At 74.2% G+C, this 21,081-nt stretch carries 22 protein-coding genes and 1 riboswitch; of the genes, 10 read left to right on the forward strand and 12 right to left on the reverse strand.

What is annotated here, in order from left to right; genetic code table 11:
- Window positions 1-96: 96 nt before the first annotated feature.
- Both ABZ457_RS11910 and ABZ457_RS11915 read left to right on the forward strand, forming a co-directional pair.
- The gene (locus tag ABZ457_RS11910) at window positions 97-717 is read left to right on the forward strand and encodes a DUF4126 domain-containing protein (protein ID WP_359156639.1); all 621 of its coding nucleotides are present in this window, start codon (window positions 97-99) and stop codon (window positions 715-717) included.
- A gap of 29 nt (window positions 718-746) precedes the next feature.
- Window positions 747-2,246, forward strand: coding sequence for an NAD(P)/FAD-dependent oxidoreductase (locus tag ABZ457_RS11915; RefSeq protein ID WP_359156641.1), 1,500 nt, complete (start codon window positions 747-749; stop codon window positions 2,244-2,246).
- 18 nt (window positions 2,247-2,264) lie between these two features.
- On the opposite strand, the gene ABZ457_RS11920 is transcribed toward ABZ457_RS11915, so the two are convergent.
- The 6 genes from ABZ457_RS11920 to ABZ457_RS11945 all read right to left on the reverse strand — a co-directional run bounded on the left by ABZ457_RS11920 (window position 2,265) and on the right by ABZ457_RS11945 (window position 7,132).
- Entirely contained in the window at window positions 2,265-3,119 is an 855-nt protein-coding gene (locus ABZ457_RS11920) for a hypothetical protein (protein WP_359156643.1), read from the reverse strand.
- A gap of 51 nt (window positions 3,120-3,170) precedes the next feature.
- Window positions 3,171-4,088 carry a methylenetetrahydrofolate reductase [NAD(P)H] gene (gene metF / locus ABZ457_RS11925; RefSeq protein ID WP_359156645.1) on the reverse strand — a complete coding sequence of 306 codons (918 nt, stop codon included), beginning with the start codon at window positions 4,086-4,088 and terminating at the stop codon, window positions 3,171-3,173.
- 181 nt (window positions 4,089-4,269) lie between these two features.
- The gene (gene thiE, locus ABZ457_RS11930) at window positions 4,270-4,971 is read right to left on the reverse strand and encodes a thiamine phosphate synthase (RefSeq protein ID WP_359156647.1); all 702 of its coding nucleotides are present in this window, start codon (window positions 4,969-4,971) and stop codon (window positions 4,270-4,272) included.
- Window positions 4,972-5,044: 73 nt separating this feature from the next.
- Window positions 5,045-5,410: an Rv2175c family DNA-binding protein gene (locus ABZ457_RS11935; RefSeq protein WP_359156649.1), complete on the reverse strand. Its 366-nt coding sequence runs from the start codon at window positions 5,408-5,410 to the stop codon at window positions 5,045-5,047.
- A 119-nt stretch (window positions 5,411-5,529) separates the two neighbouring features.
- The gene (locus ABZ457_RS11940) at window positions 5,530-6,735 is read right to left on the reverse strand and encodes an FAD-dependent oxidoreductase (RefSeq protein ID WP_359156741.1); all 1,206 of its coding nucleotides are present in this window, start codon (window positions 6,733-6,735) and stop codon (window positions 5,530-5,532) included.
- A 55-nt stretch (window positions 6,736-6,790) separates the two neighbouring features.
- Window positions 6,791-7,132 carry a hypothetical protein gene (locus ABZ457_RS11945; RefSeq protein WP_359156651.1) on the reverse strand — a complete coding sequence of 114 codons (342 nt, stop codon included), beginning with the start codon at window positions 7,130-7,132 and terminating at the stop codon, window positions 6,791-6,793.
- Between the two features lie 84 nt (window positions 7,133-7,216).
- A riboswitch (TPP riboswitch) is annotated at window positions 7,217-7,329 on the forward strand.
- Here ABZ457_RS11945 and thiO point away from each other — a divergent pair.
- The 5 genes from thiO to ABZ457_RS11970 all read left to right on the forward strand — a co-directional run bounded on the left by thiO (window position 7,327) and on the right by ABZ457_RS11970 (window position 12,581).
- Complete coding sequence (thiO, locus tag ABZ457_RS11950; RefSeq protein ID WP_359156653.1) at window positions 7,327-8,559, forward strand: glycine oxidase ThiO; 1,233 nt, start codon at window positions 7,327-7,329, stop codon at window positions 8,557-8,559. It overlaps the preceding riboswitch by 3 nt.
- Entirely contained in the window at window positions 8,556-8,810 is a 255-nt protein-coding gene (thiS, locus tag ABZ457_RS11955) for a sulfur carrier protein ThiS (RefSeq protein WP_359156655.1), read from the forward strand. The genes thiO and thiS overlap by 4 nt, the downstream gene beginning before the upstream one ends.
- Before the next feature lie 5 nt (window positions 8,811-8,815).
- A complete protein-coding gene (locus tag ABZ457_RS11960; protein ID WP_359156657.1) occupies window positions 8,816-9,616 on the forward strand; it encodes a thiazole synthase in 801 nt (266 codons plus the stop codon).
- A 144-nt stretch (window positions 9,617-9,760) separates the two neighbouring features.
- The gene (gene pknB / locus ABZ457_RS11965; protein ID WP_359156659.1) at window positions 9,761-11,728 is read left to right on the forward strand and encodes a Stk1 family PASTA domain-containing Ser/Thr kinase; all 1,968 of its coding nucleotides are present in this window, start codon (window positions 9,761-9,763) and stop codon (window positions 11,726-11,728) included.
- Between the two features lie 4 nt (window positions 11,729-11,732).
- Window positions 11,733-12,581 (forward strand): deoxyribonuclease IV, encoded by an 849-nt coding sequence (locus tag ABZ457_RS11970; RefSeq protein ID WP_359156661.1) that lies wholly within the window; start codon window positions 11,733-11,735, stop codon window positions 12,579-12,581.
- A gap of 37 nt (window positions 12,582-12,618) precedes the next feature.
- On the opposite strand, the gene ABZ457_RS11975 is transcribed toward ABZ457_RS11970, so the two are convergent.
- Complete coding sequence (locus ABZ457_RS11975) at window positions 12,619-13,251, reverse strand: sulfite oxidase-like oxidoreductase (RefSeq protein WP_359156663.1); 633 nt, start codon at window positions 13,249-13,251, stop codon at window positions 12,619-12,621.
- A 158-nt stretch (window positions 13,252-13,409) separates the two neighbouring features.
- On the opposite strand from ABZ457_RS11975, the gene bfr reads away from it, so the two are divergent.
- Window positions 13,410-13,889, forward strand: a complete 480-nt coding sequence (gene bfr / locus ABZ457_RS11980) for a bacterioferritin (protein ID WP_018848787.1) — start codon at window positions 13,410-13,412, stop codon at window positions 13,887-13,889.
- Between the two features lie 20 nt (window positions 13,890-13,909).
- Here bfr and ABZ457_RS11985 read toward each other — a convergent pair whose 3' ends face one another.
- Window positions 13,910-14,176, reverse strand: a complete 267-nt coding sequence (locus tag ABZ457_RS11985; protein ID WP_359156666.1) for a (2Fe-2S)-binding protein — start codon at window positions 14,174-14,176, stop codon at window positions 13,910-13,912.
- A gap of 168 nt (window positions 14,177-14,344) precedes the next feature.
- Complete coding sequence (locus ABZ457_RS11990) at window positions 14,345-15,697, reverse strand: class II 3-deoxy-7-phosphoheptulonate synthase (protein ID WP_359156668.1); 1,353 nt, start codon at window positions 15,695-15,697, stop codon at window positions 14,345-14,347.
- A 98-nt stretch (window positions 15,698-15,795) separates the two neighbouring features.
- Between ABZ457_RS11990 and ABZ457_RS11995 the strand changes: the two genes are divergently transcribed.
- Together ABZ457_RS11995 and ABZ457_RS12000 are read left to right on the forward strand one after the other, a co-directional pair.
- Entirely contained in the window at window positions 15,796-15,855 is a 60-nt protein-coding gene (locus tag ABZ457_RS11995; protein ID WP_359156743.1) for a trp operon leader peptide, read from the forward strand.
- Window positions 15,856-15,976: 121 nt separating this feature from the next.
- A complete protein-coding gene (locus tag ABZ457_RS12000; RefSeq protein ID WP_359156670.1) occupies window positions 15,977-17,956 on the forward strand; it encodes an anthranilate synthase family protein in 1,980 nt (659 codons plus the stop codon).
- A gap of 36 nt (window positions 17,957-17,992) precedes the next feature.
- Here ABZ457_RS12000 and ABZ457_RS12005 read toward each other — a convergent pair whose 3' ends face one another.
- The 3 genes from ABZ457_RS12005 to ABZ457_RS12015 all read right to left on the reverse strand — a co-directional run bounded on the left by ABZ457_RS12005 (window position 17,993) and on the right by ABZ457_RS12015 (window position 21,060).
- Complete coding sequence (locus ABZ457_RS12005) at window positions 17,993-18,997, reverse strand: 2-hydroxyacid dehydrogenase (protein ID WP_359156672.1); 1,005 nt, start codon at window positions 18,995-18,997, stop codon at window positions 17,993-17,995.
- Window positions 18,998-19,150: 153 nt separating this feature from the next.
- Window positions 19,151-19,846: a response regulator transcription factor gene (locus ABZ457_RS12010; protein WP_359156674.1), complete on the reverse strand. Its 696-nt coding sequence runs from the start codon at window positions 19,844-19,846 to the stop codon at window positions 19,151-19,153.
- Window positions 19,843-21,060 carry a DUF5931 domain-containing protein gene (locus ABZ457_RS12015; protein WP_359156676.1) on the reverse strand — a complete coding sequence of 406 codons (1,218 nt, stop codon included), beginning with the start codon at window positions 21,058-21,060 and terminating at the stop codon, window positions 19,843-19,845. The genes ABZ457_RS12010 and ABZ457_RS12015 overlap by 4 nt, the downstream gene beginning before the upstream one ends.
- Between the last annotated feature and the right edge of the window lie 21 nt (window positions 21,061-21,081).

The following is a 21,081-nucleotide window of genomic DNA, read 5'->3' on the forward strand; positions in this document are numbered from 1 at the left end:
CCGCGCGCCTACTCATCTCCCCGGCTGAGTACGGATACTCAGCCCTGGGCCGGACACCCGGTCCGCGGCGGGAGCGGGCTGGCTACGATCGCGTCCGTGTCCGTACTCCCTCTCGTCTTCACCAGCGGCTGGGCCAGCGGGATCAACGCCTACGCGGTGGTCCTCCTGCTCGGCATCTTCGGCGCCACGGGCGTCAGCGACGACGTCCCCCCGGCCCTCCAGCGCACCGACGTCCTGATCGTCGCGGGCGTGCTGTTCCTCTGCGAGGCGGTGGCGGACAAGATTCCGTACGTCGACTCCATATGGGACTCCGCGCACACCGTGATCCGCCCGCTCTCGGGCGCGGTGATCGCCGCGCTGCTCGCGGGCCAGAGCGGCTCGCTGCCCGAGGTCGCGGCGGGCGCGGTCGGCGGCTCGACCGCGCTGGTCAGCCATCTCGTCAAGGCCGGCACCAGAATGGCCGTCAACACCTCACCGGAGCCCTTCAGCAACGTCCTGGTGAGCATCGCCGAGGACCTGGGCGTCGCCGGGATCGTCACCTTCGCGGTCTTCAACCCGGTGGCGGCGGCGATCATCGCGGCGGTGCTGCTGGTGCTGGGCATCGTGACGGTCTTCCTCCTCGTCTCCCGGATCCGCCGCTTCCTGCGCCGGCGGGCCCAGCGGCGGGAGGAGAAACGCCTGGCCGCGGCGGGTGCGGCGGACGGGCCGCCGCACTGAGGGCGGACGCCGCTCGATAGGGTCGGCGCATGGCACGGATTGCGGTGATCGGCGCCGGGACGGGCGCCATGGCGGCGGCCGCCCGGCTGGCCACGGCGGGCCACCGGGTGACGGTGTACGAACGCCGGGAGACCTACGGCGGGGCGGTGGGCCGCTTCGCGCGGGACGGTTTCGCCTTCGACACCGGCCCCGCCCTGCTGCACCTCCCGGCGGTCTGGCGGGACCTGTTCATCAAGACCGGCAAGGAACCGCTGGAGAAGGCCGTGGGCCTCTCCCAGGTGGACCCGGCCGCCCGGCACCTCTTCGCGGACGGCACCTCCGTGCTGCTGCCCGACGCCTCGCGCGGCGGCACGGTCGCGGCGCTGGACGCGGCCCTCGGCTCCGGCGCGGGCGAGCGCTGGGGCGAGTTCCTGGGCCGGGCGCGGGTGGCGTGGGAACGCAGCCGCCGGCCGCTCCTGGAGGAACCGCTGCCCGCCGACGTCTCCGTCCTCGCCGGCCGGGACCCGTATCCCGCCCTGAAGCAGGGCCTGTTGCGCCGCCGGACGCGCACCCTCGCCGACATCGGCGCCCGGGAGCTGCGCGATCCGCGCCTCGCCGCCCTCCTCGGCTCCTACGCCGCCTCCTACGGTCTGGACCCGCGGACCGCGCCCGCGGCGGCGGCCGTCCTGCCGTACATGGAGCAGACCTTCGGCACCTGGTACCCGGCCGGCGGTCTGCGGGCGCTGGCCGACGCCGTCCACGAACGCTGCCTGGCCCGCCGGGTGGAGTTCGTCTTCGGCGCGGAGGTCGAGGAGGTGGCCGTCACGGACGGGCGCGCCGCGGGCCTGGTGCTCGCGGGCGGCGAGCGGATCGCGGCCGACACCGTGGTCTCCGGCGCCCCGCTGCCCGCCCTCTACGGCGACCAGGTGGTGCCCTGGGAGCGCCAGGACGAGTGGCCCCGGTGGCAGTCGGGGGTGGGCACCGGCCGGGTGCGGGTGCTCCTCGCGCTGCGCGGGGCCCGCCCCGCGGACGCCGTCCACCGCACGGTGGTGCACCCGCCGGACCCGGACGCCGAGTGGTCCGCCGTCGCCGCCGACCGGGCCCCCGAGCGGCCCACGGTCACCGTGCTGCGCCCGGACGACCCGCTGCTGCGCCCCGACGACGCGCACGAGACGGTGACCCTGACCGCCACCGTCCCCGCCCGCCTCGCGGACGGCACCGCCTGGGCGGAGGCCGCGGAAGCCCTCGCGGACCGGATGACGGAGGCGGCGGAGGCCGCCGTGCCCGGACTGCGCGGGCGGACCCTGTGGCGCGAGGTCCTCACCCCGGACGACACCCGCGCCGCGACCGGCTCCCCGGTCGTCCCCCCGCCCGCCCTCCCGGGCGTCGCGGGCGCCCTGCTCCCGGCCGCCAACTCCGCCCCCCTGCCGGGCCTGTTCCTCGCGGGTGGCTGGTCCCACCCCGGCGGCGGCCTCGCCCACACGGGCATGTCCGGCGCCCTGGTCGCGGGCCTGGTCGTGGAGGGCGCGGACTTCCGCGGCTCGCAGTAGCCGCCCACCCGGCCGTGGTCAGTAGCGGTACTGCTGCTGCCCGTCGTAGCCGGTGTCGTAGCCGTACGGCGAGGGCTGGGCCCGGGGTTCGGCGGGCGGCTCGTCGTTCTCGCGCTGCTGGGGGACCCACACTCCGCCGGGGGGCGTGTCGCCGTACTGCTGCTGGGCGTAGGGGTCGGGGTAGGCGGCGGTGGCGTAGCCCGCGCCGTCGGTGGCGTAGGTGCCGTAGGCGTCGTACTGCTGCTGGGCGCCTGCGTACGGGTCCTGGTAGCCGGTGTACTGGTACGAGGCGTCGGCGGTGTCGTAGGCGGGGTACGCGGCCGTGTGGTCCGGCTGGGGGCCGGCCGGGTCGGCGTAGGCGTCGTACGCGCCGTAGCCGGTGTCGTACTGCGGGGCCCCGGAGTCGTCGTGGGCCGCGGTCCGGTTGCGGGAGGCCGCGTAGGCGTCGTCGGAGTAGACGCCGTACTGGCCGGTGTCCTCCGGCAGCGGCTCCGGCTCGTAGACCTCGGGAGCGGGGCGGGCCTGCTCGTCGGCGGACTCGTAGGAGAGGTCGGAGACCTCCAGGGTCGGCTCCCGCTCCGGCTCGGCGGCCGAGCGGCGGCGACGGCTCGCGCCCGGCTTGCCGCCGAGCGCCCAGCCGGTGGAGAAGCCCCGGCGGAAGGAGAGCGTCACATAGGTCTGGCCGACCGCGAAGGCCGTCGCGCCCACCGCGATCACCGGCACCGACGGCATCAGTACGCCGAGGACCACGCCCAGGAAGCCGACGAAGGCCAGCAGCCGCCAGCGCAGCCGCGCCTTGTACTGCAGCAGCACCTCACCGAGCAGCCACAGCGCGACGACGCCGAACGCGATGTAGAGGACCGTCCAGCCCATGCCCGCCCCTCTCCAGCGGCCGCCGCCCCTGCTCGGGGCGGATACGGCCGGTCAGGACTGTTCGTGCAGTCCGAGATTCCCGTGGATCTCGAGTGTCGCGGTGGAGTTGTTGAGCGTGATGAAGTGCAGTCCGGGGACACCCTCGGCAAGCAGCCTCGCGCAGAACTCCGTCGCGAACTCGATGCCAATGGAGCGTACAGCGGCCGGATCGTCCTTGACCGAGAGGATCCTGTCTTTCAGCTCGGCGGGGATCTCGGCGTTGCTCAGCTCGGAGAACCGCTCCAGCTGCCGCACGCTGGTCAGCGGCATGATCTCCGGGATGATCGGGGTCTCGCAGCCCGCCGCCGCGACCCGGTCGCGCAGCCGCAGATAGCTTTCGGGGCGGAAGAACATCTGCGTGATCGCGTAGTCCGCGCCCGCGCGGCACTTGTCCGTGAAGTACCGGATGTCGCTGTCCCAGTCGGGCGAGCGGGGGTGCATCTCGGGGAACGCGGCGACGCCGACGCAGAAGTCCCCGGCCTCCTTGATGAGGGAGACCAGCTCGGCCGCGTAGGTCACGCCCTCGGGGTGCTTCTCCCAGTCGGCCATCGGGTCGCCGGGCGGGTCGCCGCGCAGGGCCAGGATGTTCCTGATCCCGGCGTCCGCATACTGGCCGATCATGTTCCGCAGTTCGGCCACCGAGTGGCCGACGGCGGTGAGGTGCGCGACGGGCGTGAGGGTCGAGTCGGCGGCGATCTTCTGGGTGGCCTTCACCGTGCCGCCGCGGGTGGAGCCCCCGGCGCCGTAGGTGACGGACACGAAGTCGGGGGCGACCGCCTCGACCCGGCGCAGGGCGTTCCACAGGTTGCGCTCGCCCTTGTCGCTCTTGGGCGAGTAGAACTCGAAGGAGTACGTCGTCTCGCCGGTGGCGAGCATGTCGCGCACGGTGCGGGCGCGATCGGTCCGGGTGGAAGCAGTGCCGAGGGCCATACCGGCAGGTTAGCCAGGCGAGCGGGGCCGCCCAACCGGATCAGGGCTTTTTGTCATGATTGGCCGGTCTCTTGTCCACCAGTCGGACAGCCGTGAGACGAGCGCGCCGCCATCCGGACGGCAGCGGGGCCCGACCGCGGCTCCGCCGGGACCCGGCCGGCGGGTGCCGGGGGCGGCCCGGTCAGCCCAGCCGCGCCCGGATGCGCTTCGCCAGCTCGGCGGTGGCCGCGCCCGGGTCGTCCGCCTCGGTGATCGCCCGGACCACGACGACCCGGCGCGCGCCCGCGTCCAGCACCTCGTCCAGGTTGGCCGCGTCGATCCCGCCGATGGCGAACCAGGGGCGGTCCGTGCCGAGGGCGGCGGCGTGGCGGACGAGGCCGAGCCCGGGGGCGTGCCGGCCGGGCTTGGTGGGGGTGGGCCAGCACGGCCCGGTGCAGAAGTAGTCGACGCCCGGCTGGGCGGCCGCCGCGTCCACCTCGGCCTCGGCGTGCGTGGACCGCCCGATCAGGACCCCCTCGCCGAGGATCGCCCGCGCGGCCGGGACGGGCAGGTCGCCCTGCCCCAGGTGCAGGACGTCGGAGGCGGCGGCGTGCGCCACGTCGGCGCGGTCGTTGACCGCGAGGAGTCTGCCGTGGCGGCGGCAGGCGTCGGCGAACACCGCCAGGTGCTCCAGCTCCTCGCCCGCCTCCATGCCCTTGTCGCGCAGCTGCACGATGTCGACGCCCGCGGCGAGCACGGTGTCGAGGAAGTCGGCCAGGTCGCCCTGACGCCGGCGCGCGTCGGTGCAGAGATAGAGCCGCGCGTCGCCGAGCCGCTCACGGGCGGACGGGCGGGCGGAGGCGGCCGCGGACGGGGATGCGGTGGAGGCCGTGGACATGGACATGGGTGGTTCCCCCCGGGGTGGAGTGGTGCGCCCGCCGGCCCGGAGCGGGCCGGCGGGCGGTCGGTGCGGTGTGTCAGACGGCCAGCGCCTGGGCCCGGCGCTTCACCTCCGTGCCGCGGTTCTCACTCAGCGCCTGCGCCGGGGTGCCCGGCAGGCTCGGGTCCGGAGTGAACAGCCACTCCAGCATCTCCTCGTCGGTGAAGCCGTCGTCCCGCAGCAGGGTCAGGGTGCCGGAGAGGCCCTTGACCACCTTGGTGCCGTCGATGAAGGCGGCGGGCACCTGCAGTGTCCGGTTCTCACCACGGCGCACGGCGATGAGCTGGCCCTCCTTGACCAACTGCCGCACCCGCGTCACCTCGACATCGAGCTTTTCCGCGATGTCCGGCAGGTGGAGCCAGGCGGGGACGAGAGCATCGATCTTTGCGTCAATCTCGGTCACGGGTCCAAGCCTGCCATCCCCGACCGGCAGCCGGTAGCCGACGGCCTGCGGGCGGGGCCCCGATCCGCCGGACAGCCCCCACGCCCCGATCAGCCGGGACCGACCGCCCCCACCGGCCCCTACGCGAGGACCGCCGTCTTCAGCGGGACCAGCGGGTCCGCCGCCCGGGCCGGGGCCAGCCGGGCGCCCGAGGCGATCAGCCTGCGCCCCTGGGCCAGGTCGCGCGGCCGGTCGACGGCGAGGAGGGCCACCAGGGCGCCCTCGCGCAGCCAGAGCGCCGACCACTGCGCGTCCCGCTCCGGGTCGCCGCGCCACAGCAGGGTGTCGGCGGCCGGGTGGTGCCCGGCGTACTGGACGAAGCGGCCGAACTGCTCGGACCAGAAGTACGGGACCGGGTCGTACGCCTCCGGCTCCCCGCCGGTGACCGCCGCGGCCACGGTCCGGGGGCCCTGGAGGGCGTTGTCCCAGTGGTGCACCAGGAGCCGGTCGCCGTAGCGGGCGGACGGGTAGGAGGCGCAGTCGCCCACCGCGTAGACATCGGGGGCCGAGGTGCGCAGACGGCTGTCGGCGACCACCTCCCCGGCCGCGCCCAGCGCGATGCCGCTCCCCGCGAGGGCGCCGGTCGAGGGCCGGGCGCCGATGCCGACGACCACGGCCCCGGCCGGGATCCGGCGCCCGGACGCGAGGAGGACCGCGCCCTCCTCCACGGCCGCGACCCGTTCCCCGGTGAGGAGCCGGACGCCCGCCTCCGCGTACCAGCGGGCCATGGGCGCGGCGGCCTCGGCGGGCAGGGACCCGGCGAGCGGCCGGTCGGCGGCCTCCACCACGGTGACCGCGCAGCCCGCCTCCCGGGCGGCGGTGGCGAACTCGGCGCCGATCCAGCCCGCCCCGACCACCACGATCTCGTGCCGGCGCTCCAGCACCGGGCGCAGCCGGTCGGCGTCGTCGAGGGTGCGCAGCAGATGGACGCCGGGGACGCCCTCGGCGCCGGGCAGGGACACGGGTTCGGCGCCGGTGGCCAGCACCAGCACGTCATAGGGGACGGGCCCGGCCTCGGTGTCGACCTCGTGGTCCCCGGGGCGGACGCCGGTGACCTCGCAGCCGAGGCGGAGGTCCACGCCGAGTTCGTCGAAGTCGATGTCGAAGGCGGAGCTCTCGGCGGTGCCCAGCAGGATCGCCTTGGACAGGGGCGGGCGGTCGTAGGGCTGGTGGGGTTCGGCGCCGATCAGGACGACCTCGCCCCCGAAACCGGCCTCGCGCAGGGCGACGGCGCTCTGCACACCGGCCATCCCCGCGCCGACGACGACCACCCGCCGCTCGTTCATCCGCTCGCCCGCCGTCCGCTCGTCCACCCGGCCACCCTAACGATCTGACGCTCCATCAGGAGAGCGGTTCCTCGACGACGCTGGTGCCGCTGCCCTCCCGGGACTCCCACTCCCAGCTCTCGTCCAGCCGCACCCGCCCGTCCGGCAGCTCACTCGCGGTGGAGACGCAGTGCCCGGAGGAGGTCGTGCCGTCCGTCCTCAACTGCACATAACGGAAGTCGAGCCGGTCGCCCTCCCGGGTCCCGACGAGGTGGCCGCGCACCACGTCCCCGCCCGCGTACTCGGCCCAGACCCGCCCGCTCTCCTCGTGGTAGGTGAACCGGGTGCGGGTGCCGACCTGCCCGGGGGCCTGGTCGGCGACGGGGACGAGCACCAGCCCGTCGAGCGATCTCACCATGCGGTCGCGCCTCCTGTGCCGTGGTCCCCGCGGCCCGGCGGCTCCCTTACCGGGGCCGGGGACGGGGCGTTAGGGTGGCCACCGTAAGGCACTCGCGGGAGCCCGGACGCACCGGGCTGAGAGGGGGGCTGGCCGGCCCCCGACCGTACGAACCTGATCCGGGTCATGCCGGCGAAGGGAGGGGCTGGACACCCATGTCCCGTACAGCGGACACGGACACAGCGGACACGGACACGACGACCGCGGCGGACGCGGCGATCACGGCGGACGCGGCACGCGCGCCGGACGTCCTCGTCGTCGGCGGTGGCGTCATCGGGCTGGTGACCGCCTGGCGCACCGCGCAACGCGGGCTCACCGTCACCGTCGTGGACCCCGAACCGGGCGGCGGGGCCGCCCAGGTCGCGGCGGGCATGCTCGCGGCCGTCACCGAACTCCACTACGGCGAGCAGACCCTGCTCGCGCTCAACCTCGAATCGGCCCGCCGCTACCCGGCGTTCGTCGCGGAGCTGGAGGAGGCGAGCGGCCAGGACACCGGCTACCGGTCCTGCGGCACCCTCGCCGTGGCCCTGGACGCGGACGACCGGGCGCATCTGCGGGAACTGCACGCGCTCCAGACCCGCTCCGGCCTCACCTCCACCTGGCTGACCGGGCGCGAGTGCCGGCGGCTGGAGCCGATGCTCGCGCCCGGGGTGCGCGGCGGGCTGCGCGTCGACGGGGACCACCAGGTCGACCCCCGGCGGCTCGCCGCCGCCCTGGTCACCGCCTGCCGCCGGGCGGGCGTCGGCTTCGTGCGCGGCTGGGCGGAGCGGTTGACGGTGGCGCACGACCGCGCCACGGGTGTGGTCCTCGCCGACGGGACCGCGCTGGCGGCCGGCCGGGTGGTGCTCGCGGGCGGCAGCCTCAGCTGCCGGCTCGGCGGGGTGCCGCCCCAGGCGCTGCCCCCGGTGCGCCCGGTCAAGGGCCAGGTGCTGCGGCTGGAGGTGCCCCGCGCGTACGCGCCGTTCCTCTCCCGGACGGTGCGGGCGGTGGTGCGCGGCAGCCATGTGTACCTGGTGCCCCGCGAGTCCGGCGAGCTGGTCGTCGGGGCCACCAGCGAGGAGCTGGGCTGGGACACCACGGTCACGGCCGGCGGGGTCTACGAACTCCTCCGCGACGCCCATGAGCTGGTGCCCGGGATCACCGAACTCCCGCTGGTCGAGACCCGCGCGGGGCTGCGGCCCGGCTCCCCCGACAACGCCCCGCTGCTGGGGCCGACCGCGCTGCCCGGACTGCTGCTGGCCACGGGTCACCACCGCAACGGCGTGCTGCTCACCCCGGTGACCGGCGATGTCCTCGCGACCGTCCTCACCGACGGCGAACTGCCCGCGCACGCACGGCCGTTCGGCCCCGGCCGCTTCGCCCCCGTACGACAGGAACAGCCCGTATGAACACCCCCGAGAACGCACCCCCGGCCCCCGCCGCCTCCCCGACGGTCTCCGTGACCGTCTCCGTGAACGGCGAGGCCCGGGAGCTGGCCGCCGGGACCACCCTGGACGCGGTCGTCGCCACCCTGAGCGCCGCGCCCGCCGGGGTGGCGGCGGCGGTGAACGAGACCGTGGTGCCGCGCGGCGCGTGGGCGGCCACCCGGCTCGGCGCGGGCGACCGCGTCGAGGTCCTCACCGCGGTCCAGGGAGGCTGAGCGCCATGGCGGACGACCGGCTCGTCATCGGCGGCGAGTCCTTCGCCTCCCGGTTGATCATGGGCACCGGCGGGGCGCCCAGCCTGGAGGTCCTGGAGCGCTCCCTGATCGCCAGTGGCACCGAGCTGACCACGGTCGCGATGCGGCGGCTGGACCCGACCGTGCAGGGCTCGGTGCTCTCCGTGCTCAGCCGGCTCGGCATCCGGGTGCTGCCGAACACGGCGGGCTGCTTCACCGCGGGCGAGGCCGTGCTCACCGCGCGTCTGGCCCGGGAGGCGCTGGGCACGGACTGGATCAAGCTGGAGGTCGTGGCGGACGAGCGGACCCTCCTCCCGGACGGCTCCGAGCTGCTGGACGCGGCCGAGACCCTGGTCGACGACGGCTTCACCGTGCTCCCGTACACCAACGACGACCCGGTGCTGGCCCGCCGGCTGGAGGACGCGGGCTGCGCGGCGATCATGCCGCTGGGCTCGCCGATCGGCTCCGGGCTCGGCATCCGCAATCCGCACAACTTCCAGCTCATCGTCGAGCAGGCGGGCGTCCCGGTGATCCTGGACGCGGGCGCCGGAACGGCCTCGGACGCGGCCCTGGCGATGGAACTGGGCTGCGACGCGGTGATGCTGGCCTCGGCCGTGACCCGGGCGCAGGAGCCGGCGCTGATGGCGGAGGCGATGCGGCACGCGGTGGAGGCGGGCCGGCTGGCCCGGCGGGCGGGGCGCATCCCCCGCCGGCACTTCGCCGAGGCGTCCTCCCCAACCGAGGGGCTCGCCGCGCTGGGCCACGACCCGGAACGCCCGGCGTTCTGACCGCCCCCGGACGCGGACCGGGGCGGACCCGGGCGCAAGGACGTCCCGGGCCCGGCCCGCGCGGAAGGGGCGTGCGTCACAGGTACGCTGCAGGTGCGTACCGGAGCGGCGGGGGTGTCCTGACCGGCTCGTAGACTCTGCTGCGTGGACACGACCCTCCAGGACCCTCTCGTCGGGCAGGTGCTCGACGGCCGCTACCGCGTCGACGAGCGCATCGCCGTCGGCGGCATGGCCACGGTCTACCGGGCCGTCGACACCCGGCTCGACCGGGTGCTCGCGCTCAAGGTGATGCACCCGGACCTCGCGGCCGACGCGACCTTCGTCGAGCGCTTCATCCGCGAGGCCAAGTCCGTCGCGCACCTGGCCCACCCCAATGTCGTCGGCGTCTTCGACCAGGGCGCCGAGGGCGCGTACGTGTATCTCGCGATGGAGTACGTCGAGGGCTGCACCCTGCGCGATGTGCTGCGCGAGCGGGGCGCGCTGCCGCCGCGGGCCGCCCTGGACATCCTGGAGCCGGTCCTCGCCGCACTGGGCGCGGCCCACCGGGCCGGGTTCGTGCACCGCGACATGAAGCCGGAGAACGTCCTGATAGGGGACGACGGCCGGGTGAAGGTGGCGGACTTCGGCCTGGTCCGGGCGGTCGGCTCGGTGACGAGCACCACCGGCTCGGTCCTCGGCACGGTCTCCTATCTGGCCCCCGAGCAGATCGAGTACGGCACCGCCGACACCCGGGCGGACGTGTACGCCTGCGGCGTGATGCTCTACGAGATGCTCACGGGCTCCAAGCCGCACGGCGGCGACACCCCCGCCCAGGTCCTCTATCTGCACCTCAACGAGGACGTGCCCGCCCCCTCGGCCCTGGTCCCGGGCCTCGCCGTGGATCTGGACGAGCTGGTCGCCGGGTCCACCGCCCGCAACCCCGACCTCCGCCCGTACGACGCGGTGGCCCTGCTCGCGGGCGCCCGCGAGGTCCGCGCGGCCCTGTCCGAGGAGCAGCTCGACGCCGTCCCGCCGCAGGCCCGCTCCGGGCCGGGGACGGGCGCCCCGGGCGACGAGAGCACCGATGTGCTGCCGCGCACGGCGGCCCGGAGCGAGCGCACCGATGTGCTGCCGCGCACCGCCTCCGGCCCGGAGCCGGCCGACGGGGTGCACCGCACGGCCCGCCTCGGCTCGGTCGCGCCGCCGGACACCCCGCCGCGCACCGGCCGCCGCCGTCCGGGCCTGCCGCTGCCCCGGCGGGGTCTGCCCGCCGTGGTCCTGATCGTCCTCGCCGTGCTGGGCGTGGGCGCCGGGGTCTGGTACATCAACTCGGGCCAGTTCACCCGCGTCCCGTCCCTGATCGGGACGACGGAGGCGGAGGCCCGGGCCAAGCTGGAGAAGGCCGGGCTGGACGCGGGCGCGGTGCAGCGCCGGTTCAGCGAGTCGGTGCCGCGCGGCTCGGTGCTGGGCACCGACCCGGCGGCGAACGAGCGCATCCGCGGCAACGGCTCCGTCACCCTGATCCTGTCCCGGGGCCCCCGGATCGTGGAGGTCCCGGCCGTGGCGGGCAAGCCGCTCGCCGAGGCGCGGGAGGCGCTGCGCAAGGCGGGCCTGGCGCCGGGCGTGGTGACCCGCGAGTTCGACGAGACCGTCCAGCAGGGGTCGGTGATCCGCACCGACCCGGAGGCCGGCAGCAACCGCAGCCCGGACTCCGCGGTCTCCCTGGTGGTCAGCAGGGGCGCCCCGGTCGAGGTCCCGGACGTCACCGGCGACACCGAGGCGGACGCCCGCGCCGAGCTGGAGGCGGCCGGTCTGGAGGTGCGGATCGCCCCGGAGCGGGTGCACGCGCCGTCCGAGGCGGGTGCGGTCGCCCGGCAGTCGGCCCCGGCGGGCAAGCAGCTCGCGGCCGGTGACACGGTCACCCTGACCCTGTCCAAGGGCCCCCGCATGGTCCAGGTCCCGGACGTGGTCGGGGACACCGAGGAGGAGGCGACGGCGAAGCTGGAGGCGGCGGGCTTCACCGTGGACGTGAAGAAGTCCTTCCCGTTCCTCGGGGACACCGTCTCGGGCCAGTCCGCCGAGGGCGAGGCGCCCGAGGGCAGCACCGTCACCATCACGATCAAGGGGCTCTAGGGCGATGCACAACCCCGTCGGAGGGCATGTACCAGTGGCGGGCGGCCTGGTGCGGACCGGGCTGGCCTACGCGCGGGAGCTGGAGGCGGAGGCCGTGCAGGTCTTCGTCGCCAATCCGCGCGGCTGGGCCACCCCGGCCGGGGACCCGGCGCAGGACGAGCTGTTCCGGGCCGAGTGCGCGGCCGACGGGCTGTCCGCCTGGGTGCACGCCCCGTATCTGATCAACTTCGGCTCGCACACCGAGGCGACGGTGGAGCGCTCGGTCGTCTCGCTGCGGCACTCGCTGCGCCGGGCGCGGCGGATCGGGGCCTCCGGGGTGGTGGTGCACACCGGCTCGGCGACCGGCGGCCGGGAGCGTCCGGTGGCCCTCGCCCAGGTCAGGGAGCAGCTGCTGCCGCTGCTGGACGAGCTGACGCACGACGACGATCCGTTTCTGCTGCTGGAGTCGACGGCGGGCCAGGGGTCCTCGCTCTGCTTCCGGGCCGAGGACTTCGGTCCGTACTTCGCGGCCCTGGACGCCCATCCGAAGCTGGGCGTCTGCCTGGACACCTGCCATATCCACGCGGCGGGCCACGATCTGGCGGCCCCGGGCGGGGCGGCGCGCACCCTGGACGAGCTGGTGGCGACGGTCGGCGAGGGGCGGCTGAAGCTCGTCCACGCCAATGACTCCAAGGATGTGGCCGGAGCCCATAAGGACCGTCATGCGAACGTGGGCGCGGGGACCATCGGCGAGGAGCCGTTCCGTGCCCTGATGGCCCATCCCGCGATGACGGGCGTCCCGCTGGTGATCGAGACCCCGGGCGGGAAGGAAGGGCACACGGCGGACATCGCGCGGCTGAAGAAGCTGCGCTGACGGCCGGGCGCAGGCGGCCGCTCGGGCCGCCCCGGTCTCAGAGTTCGGGGCCGTCCCCCGGCTCCTCCTGGTAGGAGTAGCGCTGTTCCTTCCACGGGTCGCCCAGGTTGTGGTAGCCGCGCTCCTCCCAGAAGCCCCGGCGGTCCGCGGTCATGTACTCCACGCCCCGGACCCACTTGGGGCCCTTCCACGCGTAGAGCTGGGGGACGACCAGGCGCAGCGGGAAACCGTGCTCGGCGGTGAGGGGTTCGCCGTCCTTGTGGGTGGCGAAGACGGTGCGTTCGGCGGTGAAGTCGGCCAGCCGCAGGTTGGCGCTGAAGCCGTACTCGGCCCAGACCATGACATGGGTGACGGCCGGCGAGGGCGGGGCCAGTTCCACGACCGTACGGGCGCTCACCCCGCCCCATTCGGCCCCGAGCATGCTGAACTTCGTCACGCAGTGCAGATCGCCGACGACGGTGGTGAAGGGGAGGGCCGAGAACTCCTCGTGGTTCCAGCAGTGCTTCTCGCCGTCCGCGGTGGCGCCGAAGACCCTGAACTCCCAGCGGTCGGGCTTGAACTTGGGGACGGGCCCGTAGTGGGTGACCGGCCAGCCACGCTGCAGTCGCTGCCCCGGCGGAAGCTCGGACTCCTGTGGTGCGCGGTGATCCCGGCTCTCCGGCTGACCCATGCCTTCCATGGTGACAGACCGAGAGGGGTGGTCATGACCAGGTCTGGCCCGATTCGGGCAACTCCTACTAAGGAGGCACTTACTGGACGGTCCGATGACTCAGTGCGAGGATGCGCGAACCTGCCAGATCGATCTTACGCGCGGAAGGAGCCTCTGCGATGCAGGGCGACCCCGAGGTCATCGAGTTCCTCAACGAGCAGCTGACGGCCGAATTGACCGCGATCAACCAGTACTTCCTGCACGCCAAGATGCAGGAGAACTTCGGTTGGACCAAGCTCGCCAAGTACACCCGGGCCGAGTCGTTCGACGAGATGAAGCATGCCGAGGTGCTGACCGACCGCATCCTCTTCCTGGACGGCCTGCCGAACTACCAGCGGCTGTTCCATGTACGGGTGGGCCAGACGGTCACCGAGATGTTCCAGGCGGACCGCCAGGTCGAGGTCGAGGCCATCGACCGGCTGAAGCGGGGCATCGAGATCATGCGCGCCAAGGGCGACATCACCTCGGCCAACATCTTCGAGTCGATCCTCGCGGACGAGGAGCACCACATCGACTACCTGGACACCCAGCTGGAACTGATCGAGAAGCTCGGCGAGCCGCTGTACATCGCCCAGCTCATCGAGCAGCCGGAGGGCTAGGCCGCGCCGCGGCCTGCGGTTCAGGCGGCTTCGTCGAGGGCGGGCGCACCGGCCGTCGCCGTCTCCGCGGCGAGGACGCGGGCACCGGAGCCCTGGTCCAGCAGTTCGCGGCGCGGGCACGCCCCGCGGCCGAGGATTCCCTGGATGCGGCGGACGCAGGACCCGCAGTCCGTGCCGGCCTTGGAGACCGAGGCGATCTGGCGGGGGGTGCAGGCACCGGCCTCCGCGTGCTCCTTGACCTGCTTCTCCGTGATGCCGAAGCACGAGCAGACGTACACGCGGTCCACCTCCCGAGGAGAATCGTGCGGGAGGGGTCGAGCCGTCCCGGTTCCACCTCCCGATCCGTCGGTGAGGCTAACCTAACCTTACCCGTCCGGCGGGATCGGTAAAAGCCCGGTGAACGGCAGTGGGGCGCGGATCACAAGGATCCGCGCCCCACTGGTTCGCCGGGGAAACTACTGGTCTCGGTACATCTCCGCCACCAGGAAGGCGAGGTCGAGCGACTGGCTGCGGTTCAGCCGGGGGTCGCAGGCCGTCTCGTAGCGCTGGTGCAGATCGTCGACGAAGATCTCGTCGCCGCCGCCCACGCACTCGGTGACGTCGTCACCGGTGAGCTCGACATGGATGCCGCCCGGGTGGGTGCCCAGCGCCTTGTGGACCTCGAAGAAGCCCTTGACCTCGTCGAGCACGTCGTCGAAGCGGCGGGTCTTGTGGCCGGAGGCCGCCTCGAAGGTGTTGCCGTGCATCGGGTCGGTCACCCAGGCGACGGTGGCGCCGGAGGCGGTCACCTTCTCCACCAGCTCGGGGAGCTTGTCGCGGACCTTGTCGGCGCCCATGCGGACGACGAAGGTCAGCCGGCCGGGCTCGCGCTCCGGGTCCAGGCGGTCGACGTACTGCAGGGCCTCGTCGACCGTGGTCGTCGGGCCGAGCTTGATCCCGATGGGGTTGCGGATCTTCGAGGCGAACTCGATGTGCGCGCCGTCGAGCTGCCGGGTCCGCTCACCGATCCAGACCATGTGGCCGGAGACGTCGTACAGCCGGCCGGTACGCGAGTCCACCCGGGTCAGGGCCGACTCGTAGTCCAGGAGCAGGGCCTCGTGGGACGAGAAGAACTCGACCGTGCGGAACTCCGCCGGGTCGGTGCCGCACGCCTTCATGAAGCTGAGCGCGTTGTCGATCTCGCGGGCGAGCTGCTCGTAGCGCTGGCCGGACGGGGAGGACTTCACGAAGTCCTGGTTCCAGGCGTGCACCTGGCGCAGGTCCGCGTAACCGCCGGTGGTGAAGGCGCGCACCAGGTTCAGGGTGGAGGCGGAGGCGTGGTACATCCGCTTCAGGCGCTCCGGGTCCGGGACCCGGGCCTCCTCGGTGAAGTCGAAGCCGTTGACGGAGTCGCCGCGGTAGGTCGGCAGGGTCACGCCGTCGCGGGTCTCGGTCGGCTTGGAGCGCGGCTTGGAGTACTGGCCGGCGATACGGCCGACCTTGACGACCGGCACCGAGGCCGCGTACGTGAGCACGGCGCCCATCTGGAGCAGCGTCTTCAGCTTGTTCCGGATGTGGTCGGCGGACACGGCGTCGAACGCCTCGGCGCAGTCACCGCCCTGGAGGAGGAACGCCTCGCCCCTGGCGACGGCTCCCATCCGGTCGCGCAGCATGTCGCACTCGCCCGCGAAGACGAGCGGGGGATACGACTCGAGGTCCGCGATCACATCGCGCAGAGCCTCGGCATCGGGGTACTCGGGCTGCTGCGCCGCGGGCAGGTGTCGCCAGGTGTTGCCACCGTCAGCGGTGGTCTTAGCGTTCACGGTCACGCCGTCAACACTACGGGGTCCCGGAGGGTGTCCATGCCCACGCCCATCAAATGAGACGACCGGCACGCGCGGGGCCGGGTACCCGGTAGGGTCGCGGTGTGCTCGCACCGCAGATCCAGAACTGGTGGTGGCCCGCTCGCCGGCGGCCCACCTCCTGATCGCGCGCACACGACCGATCGCGAAGGCCGCCCGAGGGGCGGCCTTCTTCCGTCGGTACCGGGACCGGTACCGGGATCCGCGGCCGTTCCTCCCTCCGGCCTCCTCCGGAAGGAACCCCGTATGCCACCCCGCGTGTCCACTCCCCCGCCCGTCTCCCCCGGCCCGGCGCACACCGGTGACGCTCCCGCCCTGGCCGGTGACGCCGCCGCGCTGGTGGCCCGGCTGCTGGACGAGAGCTGCCCGCCGTTCGCCCTGCTCCGCCGGCGCACCCCCGGCCGGGACCACTCGCTCGTCGAGGTGCTGATCGGCGAGGTCCGGGAGGCCGGACGGCTCGCGGACCTGCCCGTCGGCGAGCGCCCCTCCCTCGCCCTGGTCCCGTTCCGCCAGATCGCCGAGCGCGGCTTCGCGGTCCGCGACGACGGCACCCCGCTGGCCGTGCTCACCGCCGGCGAGCACCACGAGCTGCCGCTCGACGCCCTCATCGGCGCCCTGCCCGCCCACCCGGTCGCGGTGACTGGCGGCGGCTTCGATGTCGGCGACGAGGAGTACGCGGAGGTGGTCCGGCGGGTGGTCGAGGAGGAGATCGGGCGCGGCGAGGGGGCCAACTTCGTCATCCGGCGCACCTTCACCGGCACGGTCCCCAGCTTCGGGCGGGCGGACGCGCTGGCCCTGTTCCGGCGGCTGCTGACCGGTGAGCGGGGCGCGTACTGGACCTTCGTGGTGCACACCGGGGAGCGGACCCTGGTGGGCGCGAGCCCGGAGGTGCACGTCCGGATGAGCGGCGGGACGGTCGTGATGAACCCGATCTCCGGGACCTTCCGCTACCCGCCCGAGGGCCCGGACGCCGAGGGGCTGCTCCGCTTCCTGGCCGACCGCAAGGAACGCGAGGAGCTGTCGATGGTGGTCGACGAGGAGCTGAAGATGATGTGCACCGTCGGCGACCGGGGCGGGGTGGTGGTCGGCCCCCGGCTCAAGGAGATGGCCCATCTCGCGCACACCGAGTACGAGCTGCGGGGGCGCTCCTCGCTGGATGTGCGGGAGGTGCTGAGGGAGACCCTGTTCGCGGCCACGGTCACCGGTTCACCGCTGGAGAACGCCTGCCGGGTCATCGAACGCCACGAGCCCGCGGGCCCCGGCGGGACGGGCCGGGGCTATTACGCGGGGGCGCTGGCGCTGCTGGGCACGGACGCGGGCGGGGCGGGGACCCTGGACTCGCCCATCCTGATCCGCACCGCCGACATCGACGCCTCCGGCGGGCTGCGGGTGGCGGTCGGCGCGACGCTGGTGCGGCACTCGGACCCGATGGGCGAGGTCGCCGAGACGCACGCCAAGGCGGCCGGGGTGCTCGCCGCGCTGGGGGTGCGGCCCGCGCCGCCGGAGGACGGCCGTCCGGTGCCCCGGCTCGCGGACGACCCCCGGGTGCGGGCGGCACTGGACGCGCGGCGGGCCGGGCTGGCCCCGTTCTGGCTGCGGCTCCGGGACGGCGCCCCGCCCGTCGCGGGCCGGCTCACGGGCGAGTGCCTGGTGGTGGACGCGGAGGACACCTTCACGGCGATGCTCGCCCATCTGCTGCGCTCGACCGGGCTGGCGGTGTCGGTGGTCCGCCACGATGTGCCGGGGCTGCGGGAGCTGGCGCTCGGCCACGAGGGGCCGGTGGTGCTGGGGCCCGGGCCGGGCGACCCCTCGGACCCGGCCGGCCCCCGGATGCGCCTCCTGCGCTCCCTCACCCGGGAACTGCTCGCCGGGCACCGGCACGGGCTGCTGGGCGTGTGCCTGGGGCACGAGCTGATCGCCGCCGAGCTGGGGCTGGACCTGGTGCGCAAGGACGAGCCGTTCCAGGGGGCGCAGGAGCGGATCGACTTCTTCGGCCGGCCGGAGACCGTCGGCTTCTACAACAGCTTCACCGCCCGCTGCGACGAGCGGACGGCGGCGGAACTGGCGATGCACCGGGTGGAGCTGTCCCGTGACGGGGCGAGCGGGGATGTGCACGCCCTGCGCGGCGAGGGCTTCGCCGGGGTGCAGTTCCACCCGGAGTCGGTGCTCACCCTGAACGGGGCGGAGCTGACGGCGAACCTGCTGGCGGGGGTGCTGGTGGGCTGAGACCGGTCCGGGGCGGGGGTGCTGGTGCCCAGGGGTTCAGCCGGCCGGGGCGGCGGGGACGAGGACGTTCTCGCTGCGCCGGCCGGCCGCGTAGTCCTCGATGTTGCGGGCCGTGGTCTCGGCGATCTGGTCGACGGCGTCCTCGGTGTAGTACGCCTGGTGCGAGGTGACCAGGACGTTGGGGAAGGTGACCAGCCGGGCGAGGGTGTCGTCGTCGATGCCCTCGACGGACTTGTCCAGGAAGAACAGTCCGGCCTCCGCCTCGTAGACGTCGAGCCCGACGCCCAGGAAGCGGCCCTTGCGCAGTTCGCCGACGAGGGCGCCGCTGTCGATCAGCCCGCCCCGGCTGGAGTTCACCAGGATCGCGTCGTCCTTCATGGCGCGCAGGCCCGTCGCGTCCAGCAGGTGGTGGGTGTCGGGGACCAGGGGGACGTGCAGGCTGACCAGGTCGGCGGCGGCGAGCAGTTCGTCCTTGGCGACGTACTCCATGCCCAGGGCCGTACAGGCGGGGTTGGGCGCGAGGTCCCAGCCGAGCAGGCGCATGCCGAAGCCGTGGGCGATCCGGGTGAACGCCTCGCCGATCTTCCCGGTGCCGACCACGCCCGCCGTCCGGCCGCGCAGGTCCCGGCCCATCAGCCCGTCGAGCCGGAAGTCGAAGTCGCGGGTGCGGTTGGCGGCCCGGACGACGCGCCGGTTGACCGCCATGGCGAGGGCCCAGGCGAACTCGGCCACGGAGTACGGGGAGTAGTACGAGACCCGGGCCACGGTGAGGCCGAGGCGTTCGGCCACCGGGAGGTCGATGTTGTTGAAGCCGGTGGAGCGCTGGGCGATCATCGCGGTCCCGCCGACGGCGAGGGTCTGGAGGACGTCCGCGTCCAGCCGGGCGTTGACGCTGGTGGAGATCGCCTCGTAGCCGGCGGCCATCGGGGCGGTGTCCCGGGTGAGGAACACCTCGGTGCAGTGGACCTGGTGGCGGCCCGCGAACGCCTTCTCGATGAGGGGCTTCTCGTCCGCCTGGACGCCGAAGGCCAGAACTTCCACGGTGCTCTCCCCTGTCGTCCGGGTGCGGGTGCGGACCCGGGCGGCCGCTGTGCCGCCGATGGAGGGCATCGTAGGACGCGGGGCGCGCCGGTGCCGCCCCGCCGCCGCCCGGCGGGGCGGAAACGGGGCCGGCCGGGTCCGGGGCCGGTGGGGTCAGGCGTCGTCCAGACCCGCCTCGATGGCGTACCGGACCAGCTCGACCCGGTTGTGCAACTGGAGCTTGCCCAGGGTGTTCTGGACGTGGTTCTGCACGGTGCGGTGCGAGATGACCAGCCGCTCGGCGATCTGCTTGTACGACAGCCCCTTGGCGACCAGCCGCAGCACCTCGGTCTCCCGGTCGGTGAGCTGCGGGGCCTTGGGCTCGTCGCCGCCGGCCGCCGGGGCGGGCTCGGAGGCGAGGCGCCGGTACTCGCCGAGGACCAGACCGGCGAGGCCGGGGGTGAAGACCGGGTCCCCGGCGGCGGTGCGGCGGACCGCGTCGGTCAGCTCCGCGGTGCTCGCGGACTTCACCAGATAGCCGGTGGCGCCCGACTTCACGGCCTCCAGGACGTCCGCGTGCTCACCGCTCGCGGACAGCACCAGGACCCGCAGTCCGGGCAGGGCCGCGACCAGTTCCTTGCAGACCCGCACCCCCGGCAGTTCGGGCAGGTTGAGGTCGAGGACGAGGACGTCCGGGGCCACCGCCTTGGCCCGGCGGACCGCCTGGGCGCCGTCGCCGGCCGTGGCGACCACGTCGAACCCGGCCTCGGCGAGGTCGCGGGCGACCGCGTCCCGCCACATCGGGTGGTCGTCCACGACCATGACCGTGATCGGCCGTGCCCCGCCGCCGTCGTGCGCTGTCTCGCTCATCTCTCCGCCTTCCCCCGGGGAACCGTCAACTCGACCTCCGTGCCCTGTCCCGGCACCGAGATCACCTCGGCCCGGCCGCCGAGGTCCCGCAGCCGGCCGCGGATGGACTGGGCCACACCGAGGCGGCCCTCGCCCTCGGCCTGGGCGAGCCGGCCCTCGGCGATGCCCGGCCCGTCGTCGCGGACCGTCACGACCACCTCGCCCGGCCAGTCCTCGACCAGGATCCACGCCTGCGCATCATCGCCCGCGTGCCTGCGGACATTGTCCAGCGCCGCGCCGACGGCCGCCGCCAGCTCGCGCGCCGCCGGGCCCGGCAGCAGCACGGGGGCGCCCGGCTCGGACAGGGTCACCCGGGCGCCCGCGTGCGGGGTGAGCAGGGTCCGCAGATCGACGGGGGCGTCCTCGGCCTCGTCCGCGTCGGGCTCGTCCACCAGCCGGACGACCGCGCCACCGCCGCCGTCCCCGCCGGGGCCGACCCGGGAGGCGGGCAGCAGGCCGCCGGCGACCAGGCTGCGCAGGGCGACCTCCTGCTCCCCGGCCATCCGGCCCAGCTCGGCGGCCTCGCCGCCCAGCGCGGTGCCGCGCCGCTGCACCATGGCGAGGACCTGGAGGACGCTGTCGTGGATGTCCCGGGCCAGACGCTCCCGTTCCCGGGTCGCGGCCTCGATCTCCAGGGCGCGGGCGAGGGTGCGCTCGGAGGCGCGGGCCACCTCGACCACATAGCCGATGGCGATGGAGGCGACCCAGACCAGGAGGACGTTGTGGAAGGTGTCCGCGCTGGGCTCGCCGCGTTCCACGATGTTGGCGACGGCGACCAGCGAGGAGGCGAAGGCCGCCCACCGCCAGCCGCCCTTCAGGGCGAAGGCGAGCACCGATCCGGCGGTCCAGATCGACGGCAGGGTGGGCCCGTCGTGGCTCTGCGCGTCGAAGTCGGCGAGCGGGGTGAGCAGGATGCCGGTGAGGGCGAGGGTGAGGTCCGCGGCCAGGAACGGCCGGGTGCAGCGCGCGGCGGAGGACACCAGGGGCAGGGTGGCGAGGGTCCACACCACGAGCACGGCGAGGAAGACCACCGCGACGGCGGGCCGCTCGAACTTCTGCCGGGTGAACACGAACAGCAGGACCGCGTAGACCATGGTCAGGACGCGGTAGCCGGCGAGGGCGCGCCACAGGGGCACCTCGACCGACATCCGCACCACTCTCATCCGACGGGCCATCTCCCCCACCCTCCCGGCCGT

This window comes from Streptomyces sp. NPDC005805, from assembly GCF_040630445.1.
Classification (GTDB): domain Bacteria; phylum Actinomycetota; class Actinomycetes; order Streptomycetales; family Streptomycetaceae; genus Streptomyces.

Excerpts from the sequence above, each read along its gene's own strand:
- ABZ457_RS11915 (WP_359156641.1), top strand. The coding sequence starts at position 747 with ATGGCACGGATTGCGGTGATCGGCGCCGGGACGGGCGCCATGGCGGCG.
- ABZ457_RS11920 (WP_359156643.1), bottom strand. The coding sequence starts at position 3,119 with ATGGGCTGGACGGTCCTCTACATCGCGTTCGGCGTCGTCGCGCTGTGG.
- metF (WP_359156645.1), bottom strand. The coding sequence starts at position 4,088 with ATGGCCCTCGGCACTGCTTCCACCCGGACCGATCGCGCCCGCACCGTG.
- thiE (WP_359156647.1), bottom strand. The coding sequence starts at position 4,971 with ATGTCCATGTCCACGGCCTCCACCGCATCCCCGTCCGCGGCCGCCTCC.
- ABZ457_RS11940 (WP_359156741.1), bottom strand. The coding sequence starts at position 6,735 with ATGAACGAGCGGCGGGTGGTCGTCGTCGGCGCGGGGATGGCCGGTGTG.
- ABZ457_RS11945 (WP_359156651.1), bottom strand. The coding sequence starts at position 7,132 with ATGGTGAGATCGCTCGACGGGCTGGTGCTCGTCCCCGTCGCCGACCAG.
- thiO (WP_359156653.1), top strand. The coding sequence starts at position 7,327 with ATGTCCCGTACAGCGGACACGGACACAGCGGACACGGACACGACGACC.
- thiS (WP_359156655.1), top strand. The coding sequence starts at position 8,556 with ATGAACACCCCCGAGAACGCACCCCCGGCCCCCGCCGCCTCCCCGACG.
- ABZ457_RS11960 (WP_359156657.1), top strand. The coding sequence starts at position 8,816 with ATGGCGGACGACCGGCTCGTCATCGGCGGCGAGTCCTTCGCCTCCCGG.
- ABZ457_RS11970 (WP_359156661.1), top strand. The coding sequence starts at position 11,733 with ATGCACAACCCCGTCGGAGGGCATGTACCAGTGGCGGGCGGCCTGGTG.
- ABZ457_RS11975 (WP_359156663.1), bottom strand. The coding sequence starts at position 13,251 with ATGGGTCAGCCGGAGAGCCGGGATCACCGCGCACCACAGGAGTCCGAG.
- bfr (WP_018848787.1), top strand. The coding sequence starts at position 13,410 with ATGCAGGGCGACCCCGAGGTCATCGAGTTCCTCAACGAGCAGCTGACG.
- ABZ457_RS12000 (WP_359156670.1), top strand. The coding sequence starts at position 15,977 with ATGCCACCCCGCGTGTCCACTCCCCCGCCCGTCTCCCCCGGCCCGGCG.
- ABZ457_RS12010 (WP_359156674.1), bottom strand. The coding sequence starts at position 19,846 with ATGAGCGAGACAGCGCACGACGGCGGCGGGGCACGGCCGATCACGGTC.
- ABZ457_RS12015 (WP_359156676.1), bottom strand. The coding sequence starts at position 21,060 with ATGGCCCGTCGGATGAGAGTGGTGCGGATGTCGGTCGAGGTGCCCCTG.